General features: G+C 52.9%; 18 protein-coding genes. 3 read left to right on the forward strand and 15 right to left on the reverse strand.

Annotated elements, in window-relative coordinates:
- Positions 1-26: 26 nt before the first annotated feature.
- The 7 genes from QMX88_RS03865 to QMX88_RS03895 all read right to left on the reverse strand — a co-directional run bounded on the left by QMX88_RS03865 (position 27) and on the right by QMX88_RS03895 (position 6,404).
- Entirely contained in the window at positions 27-479 is a 453-nt protein-coding gene (locus QMX88_RS03865; protein WP_282366525.1) for a hypothetical protein, read from the reverse strand.
- A gap of 10 nt (positions 480-489) precedes the next feature.
- Positions 490-942, reverse strand: a complete 453-nt coding sequence (locus QMX88_RS03870) for a hypothetical protein (protein WP_282366527.1) — start codon at positions 940-942, stop codon at positions 490-492.
- A 209-nt stretch (positions 943-1,151) separates the two neighbouring features.
- Positions 1,152-1,772 carry a DUF4406 domain-containing protein gene (locus tag QMX88_RS03875; RefSeq protein ID WP_282366529.1) on the reverse strand — a complete coding sequence of 207 codons (621 nt, stop codon included), beginning with the start codon at positions 1,770-1,772 and terminating at the stop codon, positions 1,152-1,154.
- Positions 1,769-2,191, reverse strand: coding sequence for a hypothetical protein (locus tag QMX88_RS03880; protein ID WP_282366532.1), 423 nt, complete (start codon positions 2,189-2,191; stop codon positions 1,769-1,771). The genes QMX88_RS03875 and QMX88_RS03880 overlap by 4 nt, the downstream gene beginning before the upstream one ends.
- Before the next feature lie 40 nt (positions 2,192-2,231).
- On the reverse strand, positions 2,232-4,430 hold the full coding sequence (locus QMX88_RS03885; protein ID WP_282366703.1) for a DNA cytosine methyltransferase: 2,199 nt from the start codon (positions 4,428-4,430) through the stop codon (positions 2,232-2,234).
- A gap of 562 nt (positions 4,431-4,992) precedes the next feature.
- Positions 4,993-5,541 carry a hypothetical protein gene (locus QMX88_RS03890; RefSeq protein ID WP_282366534.1) on the reverse strand — a complete coding sequence of 183 codons (549 nt, stop codon included), beginning with the start codon at positions 5,539-5,541 and terminating at the stop codon, positions 4,993-4,995.
- Positions 5,542-5,666: 125 nt separating this feature from the next.
- Positions 5,667-6,404: a hypothetical protein gene (locus tag QMX88_RS03895; protein WP_282366536.1), complete on the reverse strand. Its 738-nt coding sequence runs from the start codon at positions 6,402-6,404 to the stop codon at positions 5,667-5,669.
- A gap of 113 nt (positions 6,405-6,517) precedes the next feature.
- On the opposite strand from QMX88_RS03895, the gene QMX88_RS03900 reads away from it, so the two are divergent.
- The 3 genes from QMX88_RS03900 to QMX88_RS03910 all read left to right on the forward strand — a co-directional run bounded on the left by QMX88_RS03900 (position 6,518) and on the right by QMX88_RS03910 (position 8,616).
- Positions 6,518-7,552 (forward strand): hypothetical protein, encoded by a 1,035-nt coding sequence (locus QMX88_RS03900; protein ID WP_282366538.1) that lies wholly within the window; start codon positions 6,518-6,520, stop codon positions 7,550-7,552.
- Entirely contained in the window at positions 7,531-8,304 is a 774-nt protein-coding gene (locus QMX88_RS03905) for a hypothetical protein (RefSeq protein ID WP_282366541.1), read from the forward strand. The genes QMX88_RS03900 and QMX88_RS03905 overlap by 22 nt, the downstream gene beginning before the upstream one ends.
- 99 nt (positions 8,305-8,403) lie before the next feature.
- Positions 8,404-8,616, forward strand: a complete 213-nt coding sequence (locus QMX88_RS03910; RefSeq protein WP_230691964.1) for a hypothetical protein — start codon at positions 8,404-8,406, stop codon at positions 8,614-8,616.
- Positions 8,617-8,678: 62 nt separating this feature from the next.
- Here QMX88_RS03910 and QMX88_RS03915 read toward each other — a convergent pair whose 3' ends face one another.
- The 8 genes from QMX88_RS03915 to QMX88_RS03950 all read right to left on the reverse strand — a co-directional run bounded on the left by QMX88_RS03915 (position 8,679) and on the right by QMX88_RS03950 (position 14,477).
- Positions 8,679-9,131, reverse strand: coding sequence for a hypothetical protein (locus tag QMX88_RS03915; protein ID WP_282366544.1), 453 nt, complete (start codon positions 9,129-9,131; stop codon positions 8,679-8,681).
- 54 nt (positions 9,132-9,185) lie between these two features.
- Positions 9,186-9,521 carry a hypothetical protein gene (locus tag QMX88_RS03920; RefSeq protein ID WP_230691962.1) on the reverse strand — a complete coding sequence of 112 codons (336 nt, stop codon included), beginning with the start codon at positions 9,519-9,521 and terminating at the stop codon, positions 9,186-9,188.
- A gap of 912 nt (positions 9,522-10,433) precedes the next feature.
- Complete coding sequence (locus QMX88_RS03925; protein ID WP_282366547.1) at positions 10,434-11,099, reverse strand: hypothetical protein; 666 nt, start codon at positions 11,097-11,099, stop codon at positions 10,434-10,436.
- A gap of 272 nt (positions 11,100-11,371) precedes the next feature.
- Entirely contained in the window at positions 11,372-12,172 is an 801-nt protein-coding gene (locus QMX88_RS03930) for a phosphoadenosine phosphosulfate reductase domain-containing protein (RefSeq protein ID WP_230691958.1), read from the reverse strand.
- Positions 12,173-12,193: 21 nt separating this feature from the next.
- Entirely contained in the window at positions 12,194-12,481 is a 288-nt protein-coding gene (locus QMX88_RS03935; protein WP_282366550.1) for a hypothetical protein, read from the reverse strand.
- 187 nt (positions 12,482-12,668) lie between these two features.
- Positions 12,669-13,103 carry a hypothetical protein gene (locus QMX88_RS03940; RefSeq protein WP_230691956.1) on the reverse strand — a complete coding sequence of 145 codons (435 nt, stop codon included), beginning with the start codon at positions 13,101-13,103 and terminating at the stop codon, positions 12,669-12,671.
- A 137-nt stretch (positions 13,104-13,240) separates the two neighbouring features.
- A complete protein-coding gene (locus tag QMX88_RS03945) occupies positions 13,241-13,804 on the reverse strand; it encodes a hypothetical protein (RefSeq protein WP_282366552.1) in 564 nt (187 codons plus the stop codon).
- Between the two features lie 154 nt (positions 13,805-13,958).
- A complete protein-coding gene (locus QMX88_RS03950) occupies positions 13,959-14,477 on the reverse strand; it encodes a hypothetical protein (protein ID WP_282366554.1) in 519 nt (172 codons plus the stop codon).
- Positions 14,478-14,486 lie beyond the last annotated feature (9 nt).

Here is a 14,486-nt window from a genome sequence, read left to right on the forward strand (position 1 = left end):
CTAAAAATTACAAATACTTCACAGCCTCAACTGACACGATCCGGGCTAAGCGCCATGCAGTACCGAGAGGAAGCGTATTCTCCCTCCTTTTTCGCTGCCTGTATTACGTCATAACGCTCACCTGATAGAAACTGCTCCAGTACGCGGTCACGTGTTTTCGGACCGAACATGTGTTCCACCCATTCTAAGTATTCCCCACCCTTTGCCGACCAGTAGAACCTCACGGAATACCAGGAAAAAAACGCGAGCACGACGATAGGTATCCCTATGTAGTCGGTTGGTTCACGGCCCTCGTTGAGAAGGAAGTATGAACCGGCGAGCACGACGATAATTAGTACCAGCACCGGCAGGTAGAATTCGATCAGCCTTCGTTTCGACACGAGGTAAGCCAAGCGCGTGAGCATCAATGCTGACGAATACGAGATCTTGCCGTATAGCAGTTGCTCTTGAATGTTCCGAGACTGATTGCCAAGCCTCATGAGCGCTTCCTTATTCGGCCTGTTTGAAAATAGCTTGAGCCGCCACGGCTCTCCGGGACAAGCCATCATAGGCGGTGTACGCGTAGTAAATCGTCAACGCGCCGGGCACCACATACATGAATGCTATGGCCAAAAACCGCGCCAAATTAAGCAAAGTTTCTTGTATTTGCGCCAGTTGATCGCTGCCGGTGGAGGGTTCGTTGAACGTCACAAAGCCAATGGAAAACACCATGAGCACCGCGATAACGAAGAACAACATGAATTTGATTTGCTGCCGTGCTGCCTTAGATCCGATCAGTAGCGTTGCACTCAAACACAGCGAGATGACGTAATAGTAGAGAGTGTATTTTGTGAAACCCAACTGCTCAGCTCCCACACCCAGAACCGTGATGAAAGCAATTATGCCAATCCCGCAAAATGCACCAGCAAAAACACCCCAAAACAAACCAACGATAGTTTTCATTTTTCACCCGTTAATGTGGGCGCCAAAGGCGCCCTCGACAAACTTGCAGGAAAGCGCAAGCCTCACCAATGAATCATAACGCGTACACATAATAGCAGGACATGATAGGGCGTTCACGCGTAAGCGAACCCTCTACCTCATACGGCTTGCAGCCTTGCCAAGATGAGACGGGCACCGTTGGCTTGGCGTGATGCCGGACGGTGCGTCCGTCATGACGACATGCGTGCCACCGTTGCCACAGACAAAAGATCCAGTGCACTTCCAACTTCCATTCCGAGGCGGTCGGCGATAAGCACCTCAAGGCGGGCGCCTTTTGAATGTTCCCAGCCGGCCAAGGTGGCCACGGAATGGCAAGCCACCAAGGCCACAATGTCCCGGCGTAAACACTCGCTCCACTCCTTTGTAGGGTGATCGAGCTCGGCCGGGTTTACCACGGCATGGCCAACGGCCCTCAAGCGTTTTGCCATAGCGTGGAATGCCGGGAAATTCAGATCGGGGAGTCCAGTCATGGGCCCCGATAAGTAAATGAATTTTTGTGGAATTTCATCGTGCCAGGAGGCGACCTCGAATTCACCGCATTTGAGACCTAGTTTTTGCCCGTCCGGCATGACAGCTGAAACGGCGCCATGCTTATTTGTCCAAGCTGGAAAGGTTTGGCTGATAACAGCGGTAGGGACAGCACCTTTAATGTACGAGTACCCAAGCACCGGCATTGGATCGGCAGTCACCGTCTTGACCATACGTACAGTCCGCGGGACGCGGTTACCGAATGGATAGCCATCGCTCCGACTGTGCAGCGCCGGGCAGTCAATCACGGAGTCCATGTTCATGCGGCCACCTTCACTTGCTGGAATACGGGCAAAGCGCCGGCCAGTTCGCGCACTTTCTGCATTTCGTCTTCTGGGTACCCCCAAATATTTTCACCGCCGAAACGCTCTGGCCCCAGATAAAACGGGTTCATCGGTTTACCGGTCAGAATGAAGTCACGAAAACCCTCAACCACGTTTCTTAATGTGCCACCGCTAGAGAAACCGCGCCATTTGTTCCAGGGGGTTGGATGCGTATAGATCCGCTTGCGGGAGCTGTAATCGATGAACCACACCCTGCCGCGATCGTCCACTTCCATATATGCATATGTCTGCTTGGTCGCGCTGTAGAAGAAACGGCGGCCATGCGTGGCAATGATTTGAATAGCCTGGTTCACCTGCTCACAGCGCTGACGTTTCAAAGTGAGGTTGTTGCTAGGCATAGGGATCCTATGCCGGGACATGCCCGGCAAGTTAATCGAGTTAGGCAGCTTCGGAACGGCGATCAGTTAATCGCCAAGGGTCGTTGACCTGAGCAATGGCAGCCATTGGCGGCGGGCTTACGCTGTTACCGCACATGTGCACCTGCTGGGTGATTGTGAAAGGCTTGCCATCCGCGCCATGGCTAATCCGGTAATCGGCCGGAAAGCCCTGCGCTTTGTAAAGCTCTGGGGGCTTGAGCATCCGCAGGCAGATATCAACAATCACATATGGAGTTCCCTGCACCATAACAGTCACCAAGGCGAGGCGATCCTTGGTGGTGATAGTGGGCGTCGGCGCATCACAAGCGCTGGTGTTCTCTGTGCCGTAATAGCTGATCAGAAACGCGGCAACACGCAGAGCGCCCGCCTCATGTTCTGGGGAAAGAGTGAGTGACACAAGAGAACTTTTGCCGCCACCGCCAGCGGTGATTGTTGGTGCCGGATCGTCCAAGCCCTGCCCAATGCTACCCCCGAAGGCACGCTCCATGAATGCGCTGACCATACCGTGATGTTGGCCACCGGCGCTGATCGTGTGCAATGGGTCATTTACGTCTCGCGCATCGCAGTTACCACGCAGATGTACCAGATTCGCCGACACCAACTGCTGTTGGCTGCCTGTGTTGGTCACCGTGGTCATCGGGTCTTCAATGCTCTTGGCGGCGGTAGTATTGAAGCCACCATTCATCTGGGCCATGAATACGGTAGAAATACCCATGGCATGCGCTGCCCCAGCCGGTCGCTGGAAGTTGCCGCCGCTGGTAATGGTTGGTAAAGGCTCGTCGAGTTGCTTGCCTTCATCGTTGAATCGAAACTTTACAAGATGAGCAGCTGCGAGAGCCCGGTGGTTCTGCGTCATCAACGTACCAGCCGGTTGATCGAGCGGCACAGGCTTGCCGGCGTATTCAGGCCCGCCAGCACCAACCATTACCGCACTGGCGAGGGCGTGCTTTACACCGCCAGCGACAACCGTGCCCAAGGGATTATCCAGCCCTGGTACACGCGGTTGCTGACCTTCGCGCTCGCCGTAGCCGGACTGAATCAGAGTCGGGCTGATAAGTGTCAATTCCCCGCGATTTGCGCACGTGATAGTGGGCAATGGCGCCAGCGGATCATTGATACGGTCACTGCCCTGATGTGTTGCTGGCGCGATGATAGGACTGACCACCGAGAAGGCACCGCCTTTCGGATAGGACGTTACGGTGCGCAACGGATCATTAACCGACTGCACTGTCTCCCCTGACCAGTTCGCAATCGGGACAATGAAAGGTGTCGGGTTGTCGATGACGAATTTCTTCATGCCTTTCGCTACTCGACGTAGCGTCGCTTCGGCCAAGTCCTTCTTGCGACCGAAGATGCTTTTGCCCAAGTCGCTGAAGTCGATGCATTCCGCAGCAGTCCTCCACTTCTGCTGACCTTTGACTGGAATTTTCGCGTGTGTAGGCTCTGGCCATACAATCGGCCGGCCGTCGCAACGAGCAATCATGAAGAGTCGTTCCCGACTGGTAGGGGCCCCGAAATCGCAAGCCTTGATCACCTTCCAATCTACGACGTACCCCATGCCTTCGAGCAGCGCCACAAATCGGCGCCACGTCCGGCCGCGGTGCTTCGGGTCCGGTACCAGAAATTGGTTTGAGACTGGAACCCGCTCGCCGGGTGAAGCAATGCGGTTGGTGGTCTTTCCTTTCTTGGTCGGGTGGGGTACTTGATCCAGGGTCACTACGCGGCCGGTGGCCTTGTCGCGCTTGGCGATCAGTCGGCCCCATTGGAGAATCTGCTTCACGTTCTCGAGGCTGATTACCCGCGGACGTTTCATGCCTGCCCACTTGATCCCGATCCAGGACAAGTTGCGGATCTCGCGTTTACGCGGTTGGCCGCCTGCGGCCTGGCTGTGATGGGTGCAGTCAGGCGACATGTGAAACCAGCCAACCGCCTTTCCTCCGCACTCGGTATCCGGGTCACCATCAAACACATCGGTGGTGAAGTGTCTGGCACTCGGGTGGTTCACTGTGTGCATGCTGATAGCTTGCGGGCTGTGATTCTTCGCCACATTTACAGGCCGGCCCAGCCCCATCTCCAGGCCCGTTCCTGCACCACCACCTCCGCAGAAGAAATCGACAACGATCTCGTCATCCTGAGGGTTGAAGCTGAGGCCGTATTGCGTCTTGAAATCTAACTGGTGCTTCTTGTGTAAAGCAGTCATGGATACCCCTCGTCGGCGGTTGAATTCTTGTAAGGCAAGGCCAAAGGACAACATACTCGGACCCAAAGTTAAGATTCATAACACGTATGCATACGGCAAAGCGTAAATGAAAAATCAGCCGACATTCAACGGTTAATTTGTGGCTTTGAATTATTTTGAGAGAGAGGGGGCAAAAGAATTGACGGGTGCCTTTAACGCACCTATGATCTTGAGTTAATCATTTTCTTGTCCATCATACGCAGACCGCTGTGGGCATTGACTGGTGTGACATTGGGACGCCGCGCCGACGATATGATTGGTACTGGTGCGAGTGGCAAAGGAGCCTTGATTAAACGTGATATGTGGTCAGAATTTTCTCGTAAAACAGTCGCAAACTCACTGATGCGCTCAGGTCCTCTTCACGCTAAGCTTCTCGGACGATTGCAACTGTGGTAAATCTCCGCATGCATGCATGCGTTCATTCCAAGCTGCATTGGAAAGCGTTCATGCCCTAACAATATGTCAGGGGACAGTACTTGAACGCTTTACCGATGCAGCCTGGATGAACCTTAAATCAGCGGTGCTATTGGCAGACGTTCCGATCAGGCGTGAATTCCCCCGCGGACTGTTTCATGGCGCAGAGCGCAACTTCCACACCGTACTGAAGCGGTAAACGAACAACCGCTCCATAAGCCACCTCGATTTTTTTTGAGATTACCTGGTGAGCATTCAATGCCTTGATATCTGCTGGCACCTCCTGCTTGTACCTCTGGCCATTGGAATCGAAAGAATAGCTTCTACCCACCTGATATTTGAGGTTAATAGTAACAGTCGCACTGGTTTCACTAGTCGAGGCGATCACGGCCGAGCCATCAATCACGCCAATTCCAAGTGCACACTCCGTGTTGGAAGCGTTACATACACGCAGATCCATTGGCGGAAAGGCTAGCGGCGTCCCGCCAGCGCCATCTTCAACATCGTAACGCGCTCCAACACCGTGCTCATGCACACCAAAGTTATCCGGACCATACGCCGATATACTGACCACCACCGAATCTCGCGGGGTGATATTTTCATTTGCACAGCCAGCCACTGTGGCAATTGCCATGGCAGCGGCAAAACGAAAAGACATTTGCATTCTTGCAGAATCCTAAAATGATTAATGTCGCTCGCCGGGAGGAGCAAGCGCTCCAAGCAACGATATAGATCCACTTTCGCAATTGCATCCGAACTACGTGTAATTCGGCGCCTGGCGAGTCACGTCATGACAATCGCTTGATATGCGGTAAACAAGCCTCCGACCATAATTACCGCGTAAAAACACAAGTCGATGCTGGGATGGTCAGTTTTCAACTCCTGCGAGTAAATAAATTTTGGCGTCTTCCTGAATAACGTAGCGAAAATGAGGAGTGAGCATTGAAGCGCTAGAATCTTTATCGCCTCTAGAAGCCCATCCTGTGTGGCCATTACCAGACCGGGTACCAAAAGCATCCCGAATGCTACGGCACACAGGTCTTCGCCGAATTTCGCCGGTACATTAATCACCTTGAAAGCAAACCATTCTTCCCCTTCAACATAGACATTCTTTCGTTGAAATGGATAGAGTACTGCCCAAAGAATTGCGCATACGGCGAATAGCAACCCAATAGTTTTGAACGCTAGATGCTCACTGTATATAGCGGTCAAGCCCTTAGAAAGCCCGCTAGGCAACACAACCATGCTTATAGTTAGGGCTAAACCCAGGAAGGAAAAAAAATAAATATTATTTCGCTGATCTTTAATCACCAACCGGAACAACGCCCATGCTTTGCAGCATTGTTCTCTCAACGAAAATCCACCCTTGGACCAGTCCTCTCGTAGACGTGCGATAAAACCTTTCTTCATCATTGCTTTTCTCCCTTGTAAAAACAGACGGCGATGCGCCACGACGGGCGGATCCGCCATCCGTTGGACGACCGATTTCGCATCCCGGCTGAGCACCTGATGCATAGACATGCGCACCTGCTCGTCGGCATGCTGGCTAAAAAATGGACCTTGTAAACCTATTTTTTGACTTGTTAACCTTCTAGGTTTACAGTGTAAAAAACAGGTTAACAGAGTACCGCGATATGCCGGTTCTACGAAACGACATCAGGCTTTACCTTGAAACGACATTGGGTGTTGAAGCGCATCTGAAGCCCGCATCTGACGTGAAGGTTCCCCACTTCATCAAGGATACCTACAAACTCGTCAACATGGTGCTTTTGGTGGGCAGCGAAGCCAGGCAATCGAAGTTTTCGTTAATGCTGCTGCTGCCCCTTGATGACGAATACCCGGGCGCTGTCACCCTTGGCAAGCATATTTCTCAGATACAAAAATTCACGGACAAAGTGGTTGTGTATGCGTGCCCGGCGCTGTCAGCACCAGAGCGGCGCAGCCTGATCAATAGTCATATCAACTTTATCCAGCCTGGCTATCAACTGTTCATTCCTGAGTTGGCCATGGATCTGCGGGAGAGTGTCAAAACCCGGCGCAATGAAGGCGACGTAACCGCCCTTCTCCCTGCGGCACAAGCGATGCTATTGACTCGGCTCTATGAGGGATGGGACAGCAACACGGTATTCCCATCCAACGGGCTGTTGGGAGAGTTCAAGTACAGCCGCGTAACCCTGGCTAAGGTGATTGATCAGTTGCTGAAGCTGGGTATCGTCCACCCTGCACAAAGCCTAGGATTCAAAAATTACTATTCGTTCGATGCACCACCATCCGAGCTTTTCAAAAAAGCCCGTCACTATTTGCGGTCTCCCGTGAAACGCAAGGTAGCGATCGATCGGGTACTTCATGCAGGCAACGGAGTCTTTCTCGCCGGCGAGACTGCGCTGGCCAAATGCACGATGCTCGCTGACCCGTCTCAGCCGGTATTCGGCATGACAAAAAAGCAATTCGACACCATGGTTGAAGCGAAAAAATTCAAGGTAGCCGACTCCGTTGATCAAACCCGAGCATGGGTGGAGATCTGGGCTTATCGCTGCCTGAAAGAAAAGGAAAATATCGCAGATGAAGCATCACTGCTGCTGAGCTTGGAAGACAACCCGGACGAACGCGTCCAGCAGGCTTTAGACGACCTTAGGGAGACAGAGTCATGGCTCAAATCAGAGGATTAGAGGTTTTCGGCGCCGCATTTAGCGCATATCGAGAACAATTTGTGTTAATCGGTGGCGTCGCTTCTTGGTTGACGATGGACGAAGCTGGCCAGTCGTTCCGGGCCACCAAGGATCTTGACATCGTACTGGTCATCGAAGCTCTTAACGCGGAATTCGTTGGTGCCTTCTGGGAGTTTGTACGAGCTGGGGGGTACACAATCCGGCAGATTGGTGACAATGACGGAAAACGGCCGGTGTTCTACCGATTCCAGAATCCGGAGAACGAGGCTTATCCAGCCCAACTTGAATTGTTCTCGCGGTCGCCCGACGGTATTGACCATCCGGCTGATGCCACGCTTACTCCCATTCCGACTGATGAATCAGTTTCAAGCTTGTCGGCCATCTTGCTTGACGACCCCTACTACTACTTCCTGCTCGGGGGGCGACAAAGTAACGAGCAACTGACTTTCATCGGCGCCGACCGGCTGATCCCGCTCAAAGCCCACGCATGGCTCGATCTGTCGGCAAGAAAGGCCGCAGGTGAGCACGTCGACAGCCGGAACATTAAAAAACACCGTCAGGACGTGCTTGTGCTCAGTGGCCAACTGACGGACGACCCTATCGAGCTGCCGGAAAGCATTCAGAACGACATGAAAGCGTTTTTGCTTCGCTTGGCCCAGGAAGAGGTCGATCTCAAGTCAATCGGGCTTAAAGGCACACTGGAGAGCTATATCGAGCGGTTGGCGCTCAACTTCGGTTTGCAAATAGCTTAAAGCATCTCTCACGAACAGATCACGCGGATTGCTGAATTTCAGCACCGCAAACCAAAGCAGGCCGCCTTTAGGGACCTGATTTCTGAAGAAGGAAAAAGCATGAGCAGCAAAACCGAACTCACCGACCGCGACCACGAAAACATGGATGCTTTCCTCGGGCATGTGCTCGAAGCTTACAAGTCAGGTGAAACCACCAAGGATCGCGCTGTGGGCAGCTTGGCACATGTCATGACTGCACTTGAAAAGGGAAACTACGATGAGGCGCGGTCGTGGTTTCAACAAGGACGTAAACATCTTGCTGGCGCACATTGAATGCTCAGGACCTCTCTTCAAGCCCGCACTTGCGGGCTTTTTTTCATCACAAAGAATCCAGGCTAGTAACCAGCGAGAACCATTTTGGCGCCGGCGGATTGGATTATGAAACCCCAATCGTCGAGCTTATAAACCGGCCCGGCCTTGGATATTTTTACCCCTGCTTGCTCGGACGCTTGAGTGATCAGGTGCGTGACCGATTTCTTGTCGAGCCCAGTCCTTTTAGCAATCTTCAGCAGTGTCGGCTCGGGCATAGAGTCGATTGCCGCCAGCACTGAGAGCATCCGCCGCAAATCACCTTTTGGATAACTCGCAACGCACTCATCGGTAGCGTTAACAGAATCGCTCGCAGTCACTGCCGCTACAGGTACCGTACTGTTTTGAGCCACAGCCAGCGCGGCACGTAATTCATCACGAACAGGCTTGGCAGTTTTGATCGCCGACGCCGCATGTATGAGCTGAATGTAGGCACGCTTAACCAAAGCACGAGACAAAGTGATGGTGTCGGGAGCCATTGGTTTACCCTTGATCGAATGACTGGAGGGGGCTTAGAAGATTTCGTAGCTGGGCTACCCGATGGGTTTGATCGACACCACTTCAAAAAAACGGTACTTATCCTTCTTGGCCAACGTCTTGGCCTCCTGCTCAGCATCGAACCGACTCAAGGTATCGGCGTCATGGACGAAAACGACTGATTCGCCTTCAAACTCCTTACTTACAAGCAAGGTAACTCGGAGCTTCGGAGATCGGGATTTGAGTTTACTAGTGCCAGCCCTCCTCCCTGGAACCACCTTCGCAGCCGTACACCGCGCCGTTTTGATCGCGCTGGGGTCGGCTGGACTCGCAGGCGTACCGCCCAGTCCTAAAGCCTGGCGCATTTCGTCCTCGGTTAAATCACTGCTCATAACGTTGACTCCAAGACGTAGCTGCTCTCGCCCGATGTCGACACCGGGCGGGGCCATGCGATGAGCTGTAGCGCCAATCTCTCTCAGACGAAAATTTGTGGCAGCGTCCGCATGCGACATCACTGTCGCCTGTTGAGTAGTGAATAACCAAACCGTAAAACTCCAGCCTATAAAGTGCACTGCTATTTTCGCACACGTTGGTGACTGGCGCCGCCTGTACATTGATCATTGGGATCGTTCGCCGATAGGCGCACCAATCATAACGATGTATGAATGGGTACCGTCAAGCGCACACGTGTTTCCCAGGTACCGTAAATGATGTGCTCATCGGCCGCCGGTAGATCTCCCGTTTGGTGCATCTGAATGCCTAAGTGCAGACCTGGGAATGTAGAGCCCTACAGTTGAACTCGTCGTGACGGTACCGATACTGCGCACCAGGTGCACACCGGCTGCCCATCTATCACTTCAAACCGTTGGGCATCGTCTCGGAACCCTACTGAATGTTTCTCGTCGATAGCGCATCTACCTATCGATTGGTAACGGTGCCAAAAACCCGTGACTTCGACTAGCGAGGTGGACAAACCTGCAAGGCATACACGGGGCGCGCTAGTACCGTTACAAAGCACCCCCATGAGCAGCACACCCGAAAAGTCCGTATCGCCGGCGTAGGCGATGTAAGGCTGTCCAAGAAAGAGTGTTCCAGCACCGTAGATAGTGGAAAACTTGCCGCCTGCCTCCAGGCTGTAAACGGTGTCGCCATCGCGACCGTGGCGTCGCATCCATCGATGAAGGTTGGCGGAAAGGGCCGGCGATCGCCTTGGTGAAATAGAGCTAAGAAGTTCGTCAATCCCAGGAAGAACTGATTTTTTGCTTCTGTTTCGATTTTTCGTCGCGACCAAAACCGATCTCCTTTTACCAGAAAGGTGTCATCTGTACGGGCTTACGATGGTCCAGTTCAGCCTCATGCTCGGAGTGAAAATTACGGTATGAATCGATGTTCACTTTGCAAAAGAGCTCGAGCTCTTCAGGGCCTAGGCGAGGACTGTAAATTTGCGATGGCGCTTGGTCCTCATCAATAAACTGCTGAGTTCCATCTTCAAAAACGTGCAACCAAGCGACAGTCAGCAGTGCTTCGACCTCGGTGGTATACGGCCAGTCCCGGGCACCGTTCGGGTCAAAAGTGAGCGATTGGAACAACCGAGCATTTATCTTGCCTTGCTCCGCAGAATCACCTTTCCCCGGAATCGATACCACCGTCGTTTTGCCATCCGGATACACCTCAAAATCAGCGCCACACATATCACATGATTCAGGCCTCAGCGGCATATGGTCTTCGCGCACCATAGTGATTTGGGTGGTAACGGTGCAGTCACATTTGGGACACGAGACATCCATCGTCCGCCCAGCCGGCCAACTGATCTCAGGACTAGAAAGTTTTCGCATTTCAGAATCACTTTTCATGATGGTCTTGTGAGTTTCGCGGGCGCGAATATCGGCCCCTTCTACGTCGGCAGCCCAGCTATGAGCTAGGCTTGAGAGTGACTTTGCGTGCAGCTTCCTCCTGATGAATAAGGTCAACTGCGCACCTTACCAAAGGGCTGGTGTGGTCAAAAAACCGCCCACGCTTTCAAGCAGTATAATTCATAACACGTATGCATATTAGCAACGCAAAATGAATTGATCTAGAAGCACTCAGCGTGGACCTGTTCTGTCAGCCTGGCTTTCCCTTTCCACTGCACACCCAGTACCGCTGATGAGCAGGCTTTGAACAGAAATGAACATCACCGCTGTGCTTGAGGTTCCAAGCCAAAGTGATTGACTCATGAAAAACTCCAAGGGCTGTGAATTAGTTAAGCAACCAGCTCAACGAGCGGGATCCGATTCATATGCATGGTGTAGCCCGTACGCCTTTCCAAGTCGACGTACTGCTCAAAAAGCTCCGGCCGCTCTACTCGCCCATTTCTGAGGTCTGTCTTGGAAGCCATGATACAGAACACACAGCTCAAGCGATCATTGCCCAAAGCATAGGCGTAATGAGGTTTCTGACCGGCAACTGCAATCGCGTCGAATACCTCTGCCGAGCTCATGTCATGAACCGGCAGCCATTCGAACCAGGTGTGGACCGAGTTGCTGATTGCCATGCGGCTGAACGCGCTGCGCTTGGCCCGGCCTGGTGACTCTTGGGCACGTAGCCCCAAACAATTTACGATAGTCTTGAACCCGTTTGCCTTGGCATAACGCCGCACCTCCCGCTGGATCGGGCCGCGCTTTAAATCACTGGTGCATTGGCGGGTTGAGGCGGATGGCCAACTGGGTACTTCTGGACGTGCCTGAAACCGCCGCTCGACCATTTCCAGCAAAGTCTTCGCCGCGGTGGCAACTACGAACGGCAAGCCAGCCTCCGACGCTTGATCCCGAGCCAGCTCCATAGCACCGGGCCACTCCATAGCCCCAAGCGAGGCATGAACGACGACCAACTGGGAAGCTGGAACACGCTCCAACAGGCGGATCAGTTGCACCTGGCTATCTTTCCCGCCTGAATGATTTGCTACAAACAGGGCGCCGTCGGCGATTAATTGATCGATCTCACCTTCCCACGAAGGACGGTTTGCGGCGTCATTGCCGAACAACATCGATAGTTGTGCACTCATGACCTTTTCCCAAGCGTGTGATTACGCGGGCACTATAGGTGCGTTTAACGCACCTGTCAAAGCCATTTTTGCACCGCTTCGCTTGATAACTGGGCCCCAGTTTTGAATCTTGTAGATTGGGCCTGATTTGCTTATCTGTACGCCCGCCTGCTCGCCGGCCTGAATGATTAGATTGGATACGGTCTTCTTATCCAGTCCGGTTTTGGCCACGAGCTTTACCAAGGTCGCCTCGGGCATGGATTCGAGTGCAGCCAAAACTGAGAGCATGCGGCGTAGATCTCCTTTTGGGTAGCTCACAACATCGGTCATTAAATTTTCTCGCTGGTGCTATGAATGCACCTACTTCAAACATGGGCCATGAACCCTCGCCCGCATTCAGAGCGATCACAAGGGCTCGCAAAAAAGAACCTAGTCGGAAACGCCTGCACTGTCCCCGTGTATAGCGACTTGCGCCTCAGCCACAATCAGGCGAGGGCACAAGAGAGGAGAGAGTCACCTACGCAATGGCTTGGAACGGTATCCAATCTCTCACCCTCACGCCCGCCATGAGTTCTAGCACCGATTCGGATACCGGTTCGAATTGAAATCGGTCCTTTGTAAGGTATTCGAATCTTCCGGCCGGGATGAATACGCCGTGCTGTGCCTCAGCCCCCATCCACATGCGAGCCCTGAAGTCGACGATGTAACTGAACCCCAACTCAATCCAACAGTGCGTCACCGCACATTCTTCATCAAGGCTCACGGCAGGATCGTTCATGCGCTTAGAATCCGCGAGAAGTCCTACTGCAACAACATGCTCAATCCCATTCCTGCGCAGCAGATGTGCAACCAGTCTGGTCATCCCGTCGCACTCTACATTTGCAGAATCGGCGAGGGGCTCGAGCCATCTTTGTAGCTGCTCAATGTCGAATGGGAGGCTTTCGTCGTACAACACATGATCCTTTTTTTCAAATGAATGAGTGCCTAATGCGCGCCTTCTCCCTGAAGCTTTAGCACCTGGTATAAGCGAGCAGATTACACATTTGGATTTGTAGCGGTTGGTTATCGAGCGAGATTGCAGGTGAAAGCCTATTTGAGGTCATAAAACTCATCTTGCAAAATCAGCAGCTTGCTACCGCCTCCAGGATGTTGTTGAACGACTGCTTCATCCGAATTTATCGCACCTCGAATGCTTGAAAGCACTGAACAACCAATCGCTTCAAGCGCAGCCTTATCTTTTACCTCAGGGTCAAGCATCTGGCACTCGGATACGTGGTATGCGAACTCGCCAGTCGCTGCGCCATCTGGTGACAACTCAACAAGAGTTGGCCACTCTTTGCAAAGAGGATTGCCACAGCTTGTGCATTCATCCGGATCGCCTCGCCCAGTCGAAATCAGATACAGGCCCGAGTCACCTTCTGGGTCAACGCGCACAATGTCACCCTCGCGGCGACGTTTGCACGATAAGGAGTGCAGCATTTTTTTGGAAACGTCACCGACAAGGTTCGACACTTCATCGGGAGACATGTTGACCAGTGCATACTGAAGGGCCAACTCTAATAGTGACTTTGGGTTGAAAACCTTGGCGTCCGATGAAAATGCGCCCTCGACGGTCACTCTAGCCTCGAACTTTGTGAAAAATGGATTATTCATCTGCCGCTTTCCTGATGAGACCGTGAATCATTGAAAAGAATTTTGGAGTGTTTTGCCGCGAGGTCGCTTTGCGCGGGCGCGCAGCCGTGCCTCTCTACTGCCGCTGCCCAGCATGACTGGGCGTGAATAAACCGTTGAAGCAATAACGAATATCTCAGTCGAGACCGCGCAGGGGCAGACCAAAATCATCGCGCAGCACCCTCAGCTGCTCCTTATCCATTTCTTCGATGTCTGAACAGTCGGCATCGGCCAAGCCCTGGCGCTGAAGAAGAGCGGCGGCATCTTCAACCTGAACGATAAACCGGGCCAAATCAGCTGCGGCGTACAAAATGCCTTGCTGTAGTTGGGTCGGTTTGCGGGGACGCCGAGGCCTCATAACGGTTTTACTAGTTGGCGATGCTTTTCTCTCTGCGGGATATGCAGAACCGACTCTTGTCCAAACCAGCTTTTCTCCCGTAAGCCGAGCAGCCGCCATGCGTGCGCCGCGCTCGGTTCGGTAGTAGCGGGGGAGCTCGTCGTAGTCACGACCACCCTGCGAGTGAAAGTTACAGTCTAAGCAGAAAAGGACCGGATGGCCGTCCTCTTTCATGGCGATCCAAAGATCCTTCCCGCGGGCGTCTTTCGTTTCGAGTACAACCGTTTCCATTGTTGCTACCTCTAACTCATCGATCATGCACGCCCG

The sequence above is a fragment of the Pseudomonas sp. PS02290 genome (assembly GCF_029960075.1).
Classification (GTDB): Bacteria; Pseudomonadota; Gammaproteobacteria; order Pseudomonadales; family Pseudomonadaceae; genus Aquipseudomonas.

What these genes read in the sequence shown, in the direction of transcription:
- QMX88_RS03865 (WP_282366525.1), bottom strand. Translation starts at nt 479, where the DNA reads ATGAGGCTTGGCAATCAGTCTCGGAACATTCAAGAGCAACTGCTATAC.
- QMX88_RS03870 (WP_282366527.1), bottom strand. Translation starts at nt 942, where the DNA reads ATGAAAACTATCGTTGGTTTGTTTTGGGGTGTTTTTGCTGGTGCATTT.
- QMX88_RS03875 (WP_282366529.1), bottom strand. Translation starts at nt 1,772, where the DNA reads ATGAACATGGACTCCGTGATTGACTGCCCGGCGCTGCACAGTCGGAGC.
- QMX88_RS03880 (WP_282366532.1), bottom strand. Translation starts at nt 2,191, where the DNA reads ATGCCTAGCAACAACCTCACTTTGAAACGTCAGCGCTGTGAGCAGGTG.
- QMX88_RS03885 (WP_282366703.1), bottom strand. Translation starts at nt 4,430, where the DNA reads ATGACTGCTTTACACAAGAAGCACCAGTTAGATTTCAAGACGCAATAC.
- QMX88_RS03890 (WP_282366534.1), bottom strand. Translation starts at nt 5,541, where the DNA reads ATGTCTTTTCGTTTTGCCGCTGCCATGGCAATTGCCACAGTGGCTGGC.
- QMX88_RS03895 (WP_282366536.1), bottom strand. Translation starts at nt 6,404, where the DNA reads ATGTCTATGCATCAGGTGCTCAGCCGGGATGCGAAATCGGTCGTCCAA.
- QMX88_RS03900 (WP_282366538.1), top strand. Translation starts at nt 6,518, where the DNA reads ATGCCGGTTCTACGAAACGACATCAGGCTTTACCTTGAAACGACATTG.
- QMX88_RS03905 (WP_282366541.1), top strand. Translation starts at nt 7,531, where the DNA reads ATGGCTCAAATCAGAGGATTAGAGGTTTTCGGCGCCGCATTTAGCGCA.
- QMX88_RS03910 (WP_230691964.1), top strand. Translation starts at nt 8,404, where the DNA reads ATGAGCAGCAAAACCGAACTCACCGACCGCGACCACGAAAACATGGAT.
- QMX88_RS03915 (WP_282366544.1), bottom strand. Translation starts at nt 9,131, where the DNA reads ATGGCTCCCGACACCATCACTTTGTCTCGTGCTTTGGTTAAGCGTGCC.
- QMX88_RS03920 (WP_230691962.1), bottom strand. Translation starts at nt 9,521, where the DNA reads ATGAGCAGTGATTTAACCGAGGACGAAATGCGCCAGGCTTTAGGACTG.
- QMX88_RS03930 (WP_230691958.1), bottom strand. Translation starts at nt 12,172, where the DNA reads ATGAGTGCACAACTATCGATGTTGTTCGGCAATGACGCCGCAAACCGT.
- QMX88_RS03935 (WP_282366550.1), bottom strand. Translation starts at nt 12,481, where the DNA reads ATGACCGATGTTGTGAGCTACCCAAAAGGAGATCTACGCCGCATGCTC.
- QMX88_RS03945 (WP_282366552.1), bottom strand. Translation starts at nt 13,804, where the DNA reads ATGAATAATCCATTTTTCACAAAGTTCGAGGCTAGAGTGACCGTCGAG.
- QMX88_RS03950 (WP_282366554.1), bottom strand. Translation starts at nt 14,477, where the DNA reads ATGATCGATGAGTTAGAGGTAGCAACAATGGAAACGGTTGTACTCGAA.